The sequence below is a fragment of the Salegentibacter maritimus genome (assembly GCF_016236915.1).
Lineage (GTDB): Bacteria > Bacteroidota > Bacteroidia > Flavobacteriales > Flavobacteriaceae > Salegentibacter > Salegentibacter maritimus.
In genome coordinates this window covers 1-14,882 of sequence record NZ_JAEHOK010000022.1, presented here as the reverse complement: position 1 = coordinate 14,882, position 14,882 = coordinate 1, and the positions used below count along the sequence as shown (strand labels likewise).

Here is a 14,882-nt window from a genome sequence, read left to right as displayed (position 1 = left end):
ATTTAATTAGAAGCTACAAAAGTACGGAGGTTAAAGATTAATATATTCAGTATATAGATTTTGTTTTATGAAGATTAATATGAAATTACTTTTATTGGCATTTATATGGACAAGTGTAGCAATCCAGGTTTATGGTCAGCATAAAATTTTTGTATCTCCTCAAGGGAATGATAATAATAAAGGAAGTTTTAAAGAACCAGTTGCTACCCTAGATCGTGCTTTAAATATTTACCGAAAATTTAAAACTTCCGAAGGTGCAGAAATTTTACTATTAAAAGGAAATTACGAATTGAAAGCACCAATAGAATTAAATTCTAATGATGGTGGAACTACAAGCCATCCACTCATTATTTCTTCTTATAAGGATGACGAGGTATCATTATCAGGAGGGGGGAGTTTTTACGCACAATGGGAAAAATATAAGAAAAACGTTTATAGAACTACCCTACCCCCTAATTTGGATGATTTTGAGCAGTTATTTGTAGGTGAAGAACGAAAAATTCTAGCTCGTTACCCGAATTTTAATCCTCAGATAACGCCTTACGGTGGCTGGTCGTCGGATGCAATTGACATCGAAAGATTAAAAGGTGATTCAAGCTATAATGGGGCATACTTTCATGTTCTTCATGCTGCAAGATGGGGAGGATTTCATTATAGAATTAAAGGTTTTAATAAAGATAATAAACCAATATTAGAAGGTGGATGGCAGAACAACCGTCCTGAAGCTGGATTACATAAGGAATACCGAATGGTTGAAAATTCCTTAGCGGAACTTGATCACCCTAATGAATGGTATGCGGATGGTGATTATCTATATTACTATGCTGTGTCACCAAACAAACTTCCAAAAAAGGTTGCCACAGATGGTTTATCAGAATTGATAAAAATTGCAGGAGATCAGAATAAACCAGTAAAGAATATAATTATTAAAGGATTAACACTGAAACATACAGGACGAACATTTATGCTCACTAAAGAGCGTCTTTTAAGAAGTGATTGGACTATATATAGAGGAGGCGCTATTCTGATTGAAGGAGCGGAGAATATATCTATTGAAAACTGTAATTTTAAGTATTTAGGAGGGAATGGCGTATTTGTAAGCAAATATGCCAGAAAAGTTGAGGTTAGAACTTGCCATTTTTCCAATATTGGAGCAAGTGCTATCAGTTTCGTAGGAGATAGTGAAGCAGTACGAAATCCCAACTTTCACTATACTGAGTTTACTAAATACGAAGACCTTGACTTGCAAAAAGGGCCTAAAACAGAAAACTATCCTAAATATTGTGTTGCTTACGATAATCTAATTCATGATGTTGGTGAAGTGGAAAAACAGGCAGCAGGTGTACAGATTGCAATGGCGATGAAAATCTCCGTCAGCCATAACAGTATTTACAATTGTTCGAGAGCAGGAATCAATGTTGGTGATGGTACATGGGGTGGACATCTGTTTGAGTATAATGATGTATTCAAAACCGTTTTAGAAACTAGTGACCACGGATCTTTCAATGCTTGGGGAAGAGACAGGTTCTGGCAACCGGATAGGGGTCAAATAGATGCAAATGTAGAGAAACATCCAGGCTTACAATTATTGGATGCAATACACACTACAGTAATCCGTAATAATAGATTAAGATGTGACCACGGTTGGGATTTAGATCTTGATGATGGAGCTACGAATTATCATGTTTATAACAATCTCTTACTTAAAAATGGAATTAAATTAAGAGAGGGATATCATCGGGTGGTTGAAAATAATATTTGTGTAAACAATTCAATTCATGCTCATGTGTGGCAAAAGAACAGTGGCGACGTGGTGATGAGGAATATCTTCGGAAGTTATTATTATCCCATAGGTATGAAACACTGGGGTACAGCCTGGGATTTGAATCTATTTGATATTTCGGAAAAACCCTTAGGCTTTAACGAAGGGGGGCGGGATGAGCAGTCAAAAATCGGGAATCCTTTATTTATCGACCCGTTAATTGGTGATTATAGGGTTGCTGACAATTCACCAGCCATTTTATTAGGATTTCAAAATTTTGATATGAATCGCTTTGGGGTAATTTCGCCGGATTTAAAGGATTTAGCTCAAACTCCGGAATTACCTATTTATACACCTGGATTGGCACCTGGAGCCAATCCCAGCAGAGATGGCTCGCTACAGGAATGGCTGGGAGGAAAGATAAAAAATCTGGTAGGCCTGGGAGAGGTATCAGCAACGGGCATGCATGATGAGACCGGAGTATTGGTAGTAGATGTTCCTGAAGGATCCGAAATGGCAGAAATTGGCTTCCGAAAAAATGACGTGATCCTGGACTTCTGGGGTCAGGAAACGCATAACGTGGAACGATTGCTTTACCATTATGCCAATAGACTTCCCGACCACAGTACTCCAATTAAAATTTGGCGAAACCAGCAAAAACATACTTTAGAAATTAAATAAAGTGTCGAAATAATTAGAAATTGAAAGTATTCTTTTAAAATTTACTAAAGTGAAAACCCAGTATAATGATAGCTAGAACAAAGTTAATGAGTGTTCTGTTTTTATTTTGTTCTTTGAATTGGCTTTTGGCCACAGAAAGGATTGATTTGAAATTATGGTACGAAACACCTTCCTCATCATGGATGACCGAATCGCTTCCCATTGGTAACGGTTATATTGGCGCGATGATGTTTGGGGATCCCGTCCATGAGCGGGTACAGTTTTCAGAGGAATCCTTATGGGCGGGAGGCCCAAGGGCAAATGATCAGTATAACTATGGCAACAGGACAAATGCTGCAAAGATCCTACCCCGGATCCGCCGTTTGTTGAAGGAGGGCAAGTTTGAAGAGGCCCACCGTCTGGCCTACGACAGTCTCACGGGGGAGATCCATCCCTCTGCATCCGGGATTCCGGAGTTTGGGGACTACGGAGCCCATCAGACAATGGGTGAACTGCACATCCTTTCTGATATAGATGAAGAGATAAAGGGGTATCGTCGGGAACTTGACCTTGAAACGGCTACGGTAAACGTTAGGTTCAAAACGGGGAACAATAGCTTCAAGCGGCGGTATTATGCCAGTTATCCCGACAGGGTGTTGGTCCATGAGCTCAAGTCCAAAAAACCGGTGGACTATACCTTGTTTCTAGAGTTTCCCCATCCACTTTCTGGAACGGAATTCCAGGGTGGTGAACTGTTGGTGACCGGATCACTGGAGAACAACGGTCTTGGCTTTGGTGTAAAACTGTCAGTCCGTACAGATGGAGAAAGTACCTTCAACCAGGGCAAGCTGCAGGTCACCAATGCCAGCTACCTATATGTTATTCAGACCGCATCGACCGAATACAAAAACGAATATCCGGAATACCTGGGCAATGATTATAGGCGAGAGCTGAACACCATCATCGAAAAGATAAGAGGATACGCTGTGGAAGAGATTTATGATCGGCACCAGAAGGATTACAAAGCACTATTTGATAGGGTGCGGCTGGAGATCAAGGGACCTGATCGGGACCATTTGCCTACGGACAAACGTCAGAAAGCCTATTATGGAGGGGAACCGGATCCCCATTTTGAGGCCCTTTATTTTCAATATGGAAGGTATTTGATGATCGCGGGATCGCGGGAAAACACGCTGCCGCTTACCCTTCAGGGGAAATGGAATAACTCGCTCAATCCTCCGTGGGCCAGTGATTTCCATATGAACATCAACCAGCAAATGCTCTACTGGCCGGCGTTGGTGACCAACCTTTCAGAATGCCATGTCCCGCTGATCAATTATATAGAAACTTTGGTGGAACCGGGAAAAGTTACAGCCAAGGAACATTTTGGAGCAGACGGTTGGGTGGTGAACACCATGAACAATGCATATGGGTTTACCGCCCCGGGATGGGGATTCCCTTGGGGCTTCTTTCCTGCAGGTGCGGGTTGGTTGTCACGGCATGCCTGGGAACATTATGAATATACCCAGGACAGGGACTATCTCGAGAAGCAGGCTTACCCATTGATGCTTGAGGCGGCTAAATTCTGGTTGGATTATCTTTCCGAAAATGCGAAAGGGGAGCTGGTGTCGATTCCATCTTACTCACCGGAGCACGGAGGGATTTCCATGGGTGCCTCTATGGACCACCAGATCGCCTGGGACCTTTTCAACAACTGCCAAAAAGCGGCAGCGGTGCTGGATGATCAGTCTCCAATAATTACAGCGATCAGTAAGGCAAAGGAAATGATTTCAGGACCAAGGATCGGCCGATGGGGCCAGCTTCAGGAATGGGTAGAAGACGTCGACGATCCTGAAAACCAACACCGTCATGTCTCTCATCTGTATGCATTGTTTCCGGGAGACCAGATTTCGGTAGCCCAAACCCCGGCGCTTGCAGAAGCGGCCGAAGTGAGCCTGAAGGCGAGGGGAAAAGCAGGTACCGGCTGGTCAAGGGCGTGGAAGATTGCCTTCTGGGCAAGGTTGAAGAACGGTGAAAAAGCCCATAAGATGTTGTTTGAACTGTTGAAACCTACGGATTATTCTGGAGTGGAAATGAAGGTGGGGAGTGGCACTTATAGCAACCTGCTGTGTTCCCATCCCCCCTTCCAACTGGACGGAAATATGGGCGGATCTGCAGGCGTGGCAGAAATGTTGGTACAGTCCCATGCGGGAGCCATAGAACTGCTTCCAGCGCTCCCGGTAAGTTGGAAAGACGGATCGGTATCCGGCCTAAAAGCGCGAGGGGGATATGAGGTTGGGTTTTCCTGGAAGAACGGGGTGGTGACCAAGCTGGAGGTAAAGCCAACAAAGAACGGAAGCTGCTCTATAAAGGTAAATGGTGTCGTTTATCAAAAAGAAGTCCAGGCCGATAAGTCCTATTCGTTAAAAGATTTTATGACTCAATAAGCCCCCTTTTCTTAAAAACAGCGTCCAAATGATAGTAACTTAAAGCCTCTAAGTACTCTTTCAAAAATGATATAGGACTGAATAGATTGTAGAGATCATTCTAACAAAGATATTGGAAATGGATAGAAGAAAATTTATAAAAATTAACGGAATGGGAGCCTTAGGTACATCCTTATTTACAAGTAATTTTGCCTTCGCTTTCAGTGAAAACAAAGCATCGGCTTTTATCGATAGGTTGCTGCCCGCTCCTAAAAATGGAGGGTTTCAGGATGACAATTATTGGATATGGGGGTCTTCGGTAATAAAAGGAGAAGACGGAAACTACCATATGTTTGCAAGTAGGTGGAGTAAAGATGTGGGATTTGGTAATTGGGTTACCAATTCTCAAATTGTTCACGCTATTTCATCTCATCCTGAAGGACCATATCAATTTTATAGTGAGGTTTTACCTGTTCGCGGGAGCGAGTATTGGGACGGAATGTGTACCCACAACCCTAGAATTATCAAATATAAAGACCAATATCTGTTGTATTATTTCGGCAATACCTATGACTTTGAATATCCCTCGATGGAGCAGCCCGATGTAAGCCAGGAAAACTGGAGAGCTGCCTGGATGAATAAAAGAATTGGAGTAGCCATCAGTGATAGTATATATGGACCATGGAAAAGGTACGATAAACCGGTGATTGAACCAAGACAAGGACATTGGGATGCTTCGATTACTTCTAATCCGGCACCGGCAGTTAATCCTAAAACTGGTGAAATTCTATTAATGTATAAATCCTCTACAAACGGATTAATTCCACCATTATTATTGGGGGTATCCCAATCTACCAATCCTTTGGGGCCTTATGCCAGATTGAGTGAGAAGCCGATTTTTAGGTTTGAAACAAAGGATAATAACTTGGTTGATGTAGAAGACCCCTACATCTGGTGGTCAGGGGATAAATATGAGGCCCTCCTAAAGGACAGATCAGGGGAAATTTGTGGAGAAGAAGGAGGAGGTGTGCATGTTTGGTCTAAGGATGGTGTTTCTTGGAAATTATTTAAAGAGGTAAAGGCATATACCCGAAAAATTAAATGGGATGATGGAAGTGTCTCCGTTCAGAATCATTTTGAACGGCCGTTTGTATTGGTGGAAAAGGGAAAACCGACCCATTTATTTGCTGCTACAGGTACCGGCCCTAAACCATGGAAATTTGAAAGAACCTGGAACATGGTTATTCCTCTAAAGTATTGATTTGCTGTGATATCATTAATTATGGTAAAATTTAATTTTCTAAAAAAAATAAAAAAGATCCAATACAAAACCTTTTTAAATAATTATGAAAAATATAAAAGAATTAATTTTAATCGCCCTGTTTTCTTGTATAATAATTAGCTGTCAAAATAATGTTTCTCAACCAGAGCCATATGGACCTGTTCCAAATATTCAGCAGATGGATTGGCAAAAAATGGAATATTATATGTTTATCCATTTTGGGCCAAACACTTTCACTGATAAAGAATGGGGGGACGGAAAAGAAGATCCTAAGGTTTTTAATCCTACTCAACTGGATGCCAACCAATGGGCACGCACTGCCAAAGCTGCAGGTATGAAAGCTATTATTATTACAGCTAAGCATCATGATGGTTTTGCTTTATGGCCGAGTAAATATAGTGAACATACCGTTCGCGAAAGCCTATGGAAAAATGGGAAAGGTGATGTTTTAAAAGATCTATCTGAGGCTTGTGCAAAGCATGGGCTGAAATTTGGAGTTTATCTTTCCCCTTGGGATCAAAATCATCCAGATTATGGAACTATGGAGTATAATCAAGTCTTTGCCAATATGTTGGATGAAGTTTTAGGTAATTACGGTGAAGTTTTTGAAGTTTGGTTTGATGGTGCTAATGGAGAAGGACCTAACGGAAAAAGACAGGAATATGACTGGGATTTATTCTATAGGACTGTTTATAAAAACAATTCTCAATCAATTATTTTTAGCGATATTGGTCCTGATGCAAGATGGATTGGTAATGAAAGTGGATTTGCAGGAAAGACAAATTGGAGTACATTGAATATTTCCGGTTTTCAACCGGGAGCTGATGCTCCAAAACAGGATACATTAAATCAAGGAAATATAAATGGTGAGCATTGGATTCCTGGAGAGGCTGATGTTTCTATACGTCCTGGCTGGTTTTTCAGTCCTTCCACAAATGATGACGTCAAATCTTTGGAACATCTACTAAAGATTTATTATGCTTCGGTGGGAAGAAATAGTAATCTGCTGTTAAATGTCCCTGTAAATCGTAAAGGTCTTATTCACCCGAATGATTCTCTTAGGTTAATGGAATTGCGTAGGGTTCTAGATGAAACCTTCGATGATAATATTGCTCTAAATAAGAAAGTTACAGCTAAGCATCAACGTGGAAATGATAAAGTATATGCCCCGGCTAATCTATTGGATGGGGATTATGAAACTTATTGGGCTACTTCTGATACAGTTTATGAAACGTCATTTACTGTCGATTTGAGCGAACCTACCGAATTTAATCGATTAGTATTGCAAGAATATATACCGTTGGGACAAAGAGTGAAAGCTTTTAATGTAGAGGTCTGGAATGGTAATAAATTTGAGAAAATAGATGAACAGACTACGATTGGATATAAAAGAATTCTGGTATTTCCTACGGTTAAATCATCAAAGGTTCGCATTAATATCTCAGAGGCATTATCTAGCCCTATTTTATCAGAATTTAAGTTATTTAAAGCTCCAGAAAATTTAGAAAATCCAACAGTTAAACGTAATAAGAATGGCATTGTCAAAATCACTTCAGATTCATCGGCAACTCTAATCACTTTTACTACAGATGGTTCGTTACCCACAATTGATTCAAGACAATATAAAAATCCTTTTCAATTTTTAGAAGCAGGAGTAGTAAAGGCTAAGGCCTTTTCAAAAGATGGCCTTAAAAATAGTGAAACCGTTTCGGTAACCTTTGATATAGCTCCCACCAATTGGAAAGTGATTTCAAGCAATAGTGAATTAGAAAATTTCTCAGCTGAGAATGCAATAGATTCTGATCCAATAACCTATTGGTTAACAGATCCTAAAGATGATTTTCCTCATAATATAGCAATCGATTTAGGAGATAACATACTATTTAATGGATTTACATATACGCCTACCAAACATAAAGATAGAAAAGGAATTATCTTTAAATACAATTTTTACATAAGTCAAGATGGAAAAAATTGGGAAAAAGTAGTGAGTGAAAGCACATTTTCTAATATCAAAAACAACCCTGTAAAACAAGAAGTTTTTTTCGATAAAACCTATAGAGCTAAATATATCAAACTTGAAGGTCTTAATTCATTGGATGAAGACGAAACTATGGCTTCCGCTGGGGAAATAGGTGTGATTACAAAATAGTAATATTATTTTTTGATAAAATAAATAATGTCTTTGCTCATTTAGCTTAAGTACCCATGTAGATGAAAAGTGAATTCATTTGAGCCTTTTGTATATTTTAATTTAAAGAATTTAATAATGAACAAGAATATAATACTCACATTAGCGGCATTGATGCTTACCATAGGAATCCGAGCTCAGCAATTTATCGAACTACAAGATCTTGAGATAAGTCGCGCACAACAGACATACGGCGCTCCAGTAAAGAATCGCTCAGTGACCGGCGAAAATTTAAGTGTCAATGGCGAAAACTTTAAAAAAGGGATTGGAGTACATGCTGAGTCTTTGATCAAGATTAAAATGAATAATGGGCATAGGTTTTCTTCAAAGATTGGGGTTAATGATTCCGATATCGATTATTCAGGGCCTGATGTGAAAGCTATTCCGTTGACTGACGGTAAACGTATTTTTTATAGGGTATCTTCGACATCAAAACAGTTTATTGGTGTCGAAGGAACGCAAGGCAAGGTAGATAATGGTAGCGTTATCTTTAAGGTTTTGCACAACGGTAAGGAAGTTTATAATAGCGGAGTGATGCGCCAGGGCGATAAGGTGAAGAATGTTGATCTCGAGGTAAAACGTGGTATTCTTGAACTGGTGGTCGAAAATGCCGGTGACGGTGCAAGCGGCGATCACGCCGTATGGGCAGAGCCCAAAATTGAATATATGGAAATCGCCCCAACGATCACAGAACAGGAGTTTAACGGAGTAGAACAAAAAATGTCTTCCAGGACCAGCAAGGCCTTAGAACAAGCCATAGATGCGCTTCCGGAAATTGAGCTCCCTTTAGTAAGCCCTGATTATGATTGGCTGATCAATAATATAAAGGCTAAAGCTGAAGTATATAAAACGGCGAGCGGAAAAGATATAGTACTATCTAATGGGTTGATTGCAAGAACTTTTCGAGTTCTTCCCAATTTAGCCACGATAGATTATTTAAACCAAATGACGGGAGAAAGTCTTTTACGTGCTGTTTCGAATGAAGGGATTTTAACACTTGATGGCGTCACTTACCCTATAGGTGGTTTGAGTAAACAGCCAGAATATGGTTATACCTTAATGAAATGGGTAAATAGAATGTCTGCGTTGGATAATGCTTTTTTAGTCAATGATTTCGAAATAAAAGAACTGACTGATCGTATGGCCTGGAAGCGGGAACGTTGGGCATCTAACAAGGAAATGCCGAAGGGAAAGGAACTTATTTTTACCTTGAAAAAAGATGATCTCATGGTTAAAGTTCATTTTGCACTCTATGATGGCATTCCAACGCTGAGTAAGTGGATAGAAGTCTTTAACGAAGGTGATTTTTTGGTGCAGCTCAATAGCTTTAAACTCGAACAGCTAGCCATGGTCGAAGGAGAAAGTCTTGTGGGCACCCCGGAGCACTGGGTAAAGCCGAATATCCATATTGAAAGTGATTACGCCTTCGGTGGTATGCAACAAAAAAATTCTGATCATACCACTTATTGGGAAAAGGATCCCCGTTATACTTCCCAGACCAATTACCCCTTGAACCTGCCCGCCCTCTTAGAGGTTAAACCGCCTTTAGGCCCGGATACGGCAATATTGCCAGGGGAATCACTAACGACCTTTCGGGTATGGGAGACACCTTTGGACAGTCGTGAGGAAGAGCGCAAGGGTCTGTTTTTAAGAAAAATGTACCGTACAATTTCTCCATGGGTAACCGAAAATCCTATTTTTATGCACGTGGTAAGTTCCGATGAGACCGTGATTAAAAATGCAATCGACCAGTGTGTCGAAGTGGGTTATGAAATGATAATTCTAAGTTTTGGGAGTGGTGTGAACATGGAGGACGAATCTGAAGCGAATTACGCAAAGTATAAAGAACTTGTGGATTATGCCGATAGTAAAGGTATTGAGTTGGGAGGCTATTCCTTACTTTCAAGCCGGTGGATCAGTGATGAGATCGATGTTATCAATCCCGAGACTGGGAAACGGGGCGGTATGATTCATGGTTCTTCCCCATGCTTGGCAAGTGAATGGGGGTACGATTACTTTCGAAAAATAAAAAAGTTTTATGAGAAGACCGGTATGAGCGTTTTTGAAAACGACGGTTCTTATCCCGGTAACGTATGCGCTTCAACTATACATTCCCATCACAACGGTCTGAACGATTCGCAGTGGAAGCAATACACCCAAATACAGAATTTGTATCAATGGATGCGTGGAGAGGGTATTTATATGAATGTTCCTGATTTCTATATTAATTCTGGAAGCAATAAGACCGGTATTGGGTATCGTGAGGTAAACTGGTCGTTGCCACGTGAACGACAACTTGTACTCGGTCGTCAGAATATATATGACGGGCTATGGGATCGCACTCCCAGTATGTGCTGGACGTTTACTCCATTGACCCAGTACCATGGTGGTGGTGCAGCTGCTACTATTGAGCCGCTCAACAAACATTTGACTGATTATAAGAATCAGATGATACAGAATTACGGTTCAGGTGTGCAATCGGCCTATCGAGGCCCTCGCTTATATGATACACAGAAGACTAAAAGGGTGGTAAAGGAAGTTATAGATTGGTATAAAAGATATCGGTATATTTTGAATAGTGATGTCATTCACTTAAGACGGCCTTCGGGAAGGGACTGGGATGGTTTTATGCATGTAAATCCTAAACTGGAAGAAAGAGGATTTGCCTTGTTTTTTAATCCGACTGATACCGATATGGTTCGCGAAATAAGCCTTCCACTTTATTATACTGGTTTGACTGAGACAGCATCTGTTAGAGAAAAGGAAGGGAAACCAACCGAATATAAATTATCTCGTGATTATAAGATAAGCTTAAAAATTAAAATTCCTGCAAATTCATACAATTGGTTGGTAATCGAAGAATAAATTATTATCCATTGGTCATAAGCTGGATGAAAAAACGTTTATAGAAAATGTAGTCATATAGTTAGCGCGCACCATGTAATATCCTATTTTGAGTGCTAATGTCTTGGTCGATGCGCAGTGATTCGGGTTGTGGGTTGGCGAGTTTGATGCCGAGGACCTGCCGGTGCAGATAATCGTAGATTGAGCGAAAATATATCAATAAAAATAAAAAGATATCTGTAAAAACAATTTCATGAAGCTAGTAGATTATTTTTTAATATTTTCCTTTTCCTTACCCTTATTAGCTCAAGCCCAGGCCGGTTTGGCATTACCAAAAGAGATAAAGATTGCCTGTGTGGGCAATAGCATTACGTATGGTGCGACGATGGAAAACAAGGAAAGAAATGCATATCCGGCACAATTACAGGAGATGCTCGGTGACCGATATGTGGTGGAAAACTTCGGGGTAAGTGGACATACTCTGTTAAAAAGAGGGGATCGTCCCTATTGGAAATCGGACCAATATCAAAAAGCTTTACAATTTAAACCGGACATCGTTTTTATTCTTTTAGGCACTAACGATAGTAAATCACAAAATAGGAAGTATCTCGGTGATGATTTTGAAACTGACTATAAAGATTTGATCGCTTCCTTCAAGAAAAGAAATACAGATGTTCGAACGGTTTTGTTACTCCCGCTACCATCTTTTTCAAAAGATTCTGTAAATATCTGGAATCCAGTTATTAAGGAGCGTATTATTCCTTTGATACAGAAAGTAGCTTATAAGGAGGAAAAAGAAGTTATCGACTTGTACCAGTTGTTTATAGATCAACAAGATTTATTACCAGATGGCGTTCACCCTTCCAGTTTAGGAGCAACAATAATAGCAAAAAGGTTGTATGAAGTTGTAATGCAAGAGCAAAAGAAAAAGACCCTTGATTTGAAGAATGAAATTGGAATTGAGTTGAGCTATGATTCTAATTTTCATGGTTTTGCGCAAACCTCATTTAAATTTAAGGGTATCGATTGTAAATTGGCGAGACCCAGAAAAGCGGCAAAAGGAGCACCTTGGGTGTTACGGGCTCGTTTTTGGGGACACGAACCGCAAACAGATATCGCACTTTTAGAAAGAGGTTTTCATATAGCTTATTGTGATGTCTCCAATTTATTTGGAAATCAGGAAGCAGTAGAACGTTGGAATGTTTTTTATAGTTTGATGACCAAAGTTGGGTTTTCCAAGAAAGTAATCTTGGAAGGTATGAGTCGCGGTGGTTTGATTCTATATAATTGGGCCGAGCAAAACCCAGAAAAAGTTGCTGGCATATATGCGGATGCACCCGTATTCGATGGAAAAAGCTGGCCTGGAGGTTTTGGCAGCGGTAAAGGAAATGCCAAGGATTGGGAGCGATTTAAGAAGGCATATGGTTTAAAAAGCGATTGGGAAATCAAAACATTTCAAGGCGATCCCATTCATAAAATAAAGTCTATTGCACAGGGCGGCTATCCTATATTTCATATTGTAGGCGAAACCGATAATTTGGTGCCGATTGCCGAAAATACGATTCCTTTTGAGGATGGAGTAAAGAAATACGGCGGGAATATTAAAACTATTTACAAACCCAATAACGGCCATCATCCCCATAGTTTGCAAAATCCGACACCCATCGTTAATTTTATAATGAGTACAAACCAACAAAAAGTTAATTTTGCTATTGTTCCGGCTCCCTCAGCGGAATACCGATCCGGGGCTGGTTGGACGGAAGGTTCAGATTGGTGGACACAGGTCCGAGACATTGATTCCCTCTGTAAAACCTCAAAGGATATTGATTTGCTGCTGTTGGGAAATTCCATTACGCAAGGTCTCGGCGGCAATCGATCCCACGTATCCTATCAACCAGGTAAAGTGGTAGCAGACGAATATTTTAAAGATTTGAAATGGATCAACGCTGGTATTTCCGGAGATCGTATCGAGCATCTACTTTGGCGATTACGAAATGGCAACTATGAAAAAGCAGACCCCAAAACGGTGGTATTAACGATTGGAGTAAACAATTTTCCTTTCAATAGCGCTCAAGAAATTGTGGCGGGTATTAAAGCATTACTTCAACAGGCTAAAGAAATGTTTCCAAGCTCAAAAATAATGTTATTCGGACCTTTACCTACTGGGACAGAAAAAGATTCGCGACAGCGTAAGAAATACAGAAAGATACATAATGGAATTAACAAACTATCTTTTAACGAACGGACGTCTTATCACGAAGTTTCCAAACTTTTTAAAACTGGGTCAGGAAAGCTTAATCCAGAACTTTATTCTGAAGATGGTATCCATTTAAAAGAGAAAGGTTATAAGGTTTGGATAAAATACATGAACGAAAAACTAGATTAAAATTATGAAGATTTAAAGAAAGGACTTGCTATTTATTTCACAGGTACTTTATTTAAGTGCAGCATTCCCTAAATGATCATCCGCTTCAATCCTGGCGAAATAGACGTGTAGCCTTCCCCAATTTAAGACAGGGCTAAATTCAATAAATTTTCATTAATATCATTCGATTCGGGGAAGAATTCTTCCCCGAATCGAGGTTTGTACTCCCTTGGTGATTTATTGCCCAGGGATTGATGCGGATGGTTATTATTGTAATCTTCCATCCATTTATTGCTTAAAGAACGCAATTGATGTAAATCATTAAACCAGTAAGCATCTAATATATCTTCTCTATAAAATCTATTTAAACGTTCTATATACCCGTTTTGCATTGGCTTACCTGGCTGGGTATACCGTATTTCCACACGTTTTCTATTGCACCATTGACTGAATGTTTTAGAGATAAACTCAGGGCCATTATCACAACGGATAGTTTGTGGTAATCCAATTTCTTCTTCTAATTGTTCTAAAGTCTCCACTAGCTTTCTAGCAGGATAGTTCAACCCTGGATCTACAGCCAGTACTTCTCGGTTGCAATCATCAATTATATTTAAGACACGTACCTTTCTGCCATCAGAAAGGACATCTGACATAAAATCCATACTCCAAACCTGATTCAATTGTTCAGTGGTCTCTAAAGGATGTTTTACCCTACCTGTAATGCGCTTTTTATGTTTGCGCCTTAGCTTAAGCTTCATCTGCCGGTATACTCGTAATACCCGTTTCCGGTTCCACTTATGGCCTTCGCGACGTATTCGTTTATAGTATTCATCAAAACCTCTGGTGGGCAACTCAGTGGCCAATTCAGAAAGTTTATCGATTACCTCATAATCGTCTCGCTTAGTCTGATAATACCACATCGAACGGGTTAAACCTACTACATTACAGGCTCGTTTTATGGAGACCTGGTACTCCTTGATCAAATAAACCGCTCTATGCTTCTTGTCGGAAGGCCTTAGAACTTTTTTGACAGTATATCTTTCAGCATTTGGTTATCTAGACTGGCATCGGCATACATCTGCTTGAGCTTGCGATTTTCTTCTTCCAACTCCTTAAGCCGTTTTAGCTCACTAGTTTCCATTCCACCATATTTCTTACGCCAATAATAGATAGTGCTTTTATCAATACCCAGTTCTCGAGCGATATCACCAACAGCTCGGCCTTGTTCGTTTTCTTTCAAGATCTTGATGATCTGACTTTCTGTAAATCTACTTTTTTTCATCGGACAGTTTATCGTTTTTAAAATTAACAATTTCGAATTTTAAACTGTCTTATTTTTAGGGAAGGCTACA

General features: G+C 39.9%; 6 protein-coding genes and 1 pseudogene. 6 read left to right on the top strand and 1 reads right to left on the bottom strand.

Features of this window, described 5'->3' with window-relative positions:
• The first annotated feature begins 67 nt into the window (after positions 1 to 67).
• The 6 genes from I6U49_RS14030 (at position 68) to I6U49_RS14005 (ending at position 13,551) form a co-directional block, all read left to right on the top strand.
• Positions 68 to 2,443 carry a PDZ domain-containing protein gene (locus tag I6U49_RS14030; protein WP_198629292.1) on the top strand — a complete coding sequence of 792 codons (2,376 nt, stop codon included), beginning with the start codon at positions 68 to 70 and terminating at the stop codon, positions 2,441 to 2,443.
• A 65-nt stretch (positions 2,444 to 2,508) separates the two neighbouring features.
• Positions 2,509 to 4,869, top strand: coding sequence for a glycoside hydrolase family 95 protein (locus I6U49_RS14025; protein WP_198629291.1), 2,361 nt, complete (start codon positions 2,509 to 2,511; stop codon positions 4,867 to 4,869).
• Between the two features lie 118 nt (positions 4,870 to 4,987).
• Positions 4,988 to 6,109: a glycoside hydrolase family protein gene (locus tag I6U49_RS14020; RefSeq protein ID WP_198629290.1), complete on the top strand. Its 1,122-nt coding sequence runs from the start codon at positions 4,988 to 4,990 to the stop codon at positions 6,107 to 6,109.
• Between the two features lie 85 nt (positions 6,110 to 6,194).
• The gene (locus I6U49_RS14015; RefSeq protein ID WP_198629289.1) at positions 6,195 to 8,282 is read left to right on the top strand and encodes an alpha-L-fucosidase; all 2,088 of its coding nucleotides are present in this window, start codon (positions 6,195 to 6,197) and stop codon (positions 8,280 to 8,282) included.
• A 117-nt stretch (positions 8,283 to 8,399) separates the two neighbouring features.
• Positions 8,400 to 11,186: an NPCBM/NEW2 domain-containing protein gene (locus I6U49_RS14010; RefSeq protein WP_198629288.1), complete on the top strand. Its 2,787-nt coding sequence runs from the start codon at positions 8,400 to 8,402 to the stop codon at positions 11,184 to 11,186.
• A 232-nt stretch (positions 11,187 to 11,418) separates the two neighbouring features.
• The gene (locus tag I6U49_RS14005) at positions 11,419 to 13,551 is read left to right on the top strand and encodes a GDSL-type esterase/lipase family protein (protein ID WP_198629287.1); all 2,133 of its coding nucleotides are present in this window, start codon (positions 11,419 to 11,421) and stop codon (positions 13,549 to 13,551) included.
• Between the two features lie 122 nt (positions 13,552 to 13,673).
• On the opposite strand, the pseudogene I6U49_RS14000 reads toward I6U49_RS14005, so the two are convergent.
• Positions 13,674 to 14,812 (bottom strand): annotated as a pseudogene (locus tag I6U49_RS14000) (IS3 family transposase).
• Positions 14,813 to 14,882 lie beyond the last annotated feature (70 nt).

Excerpts from the sequence above, each read along its gene's own strand:
- I6U49_RS14010 (WP_198629288.1), top strand. The coding sequence starts at position 8,400 with ATGAACAAGAATATAATACTCACATTAGCGGCATTGATGCTTACCATA.
- I6U49_RS14025 (WP_198629291.1), top strand. The coding sequence starts at position 2,509 with ATGATAGCTAGAACAAAGTTAATGAGTGTTCTGTTTTTATTTTGTTCT.
- I6U49_RS14005 (WP_198629287.1), top strand. The coding sequence starts at position 11,419 with ATGAAGCTAGTAGATTATTTTTTAATATTTTCCTTTTCCTTACCCTTA.
- I6U49_RS14030 (WP_198629292.1), top strand. The coding sequence starts at position 68 with ATGAAGATTAATATGAAATTACTTTTATTGGCATTTATATGGACAAGT.
- I6U49_RS14020 (WP_198629290.1), top strand. The coding sequence starts at position 4,988 with ATGGATAGAAGAAAATTTATAAAAATTAACGGAATGGGAGCCTTAGGT.
- I6U49_RS14015 (WP_198629289.1), top strand. The coding sequence starts at position 6,195 with ATGAAAAATATAAAAGAATTAATTTTAATCGCCCTGTTTTCTTGTATA.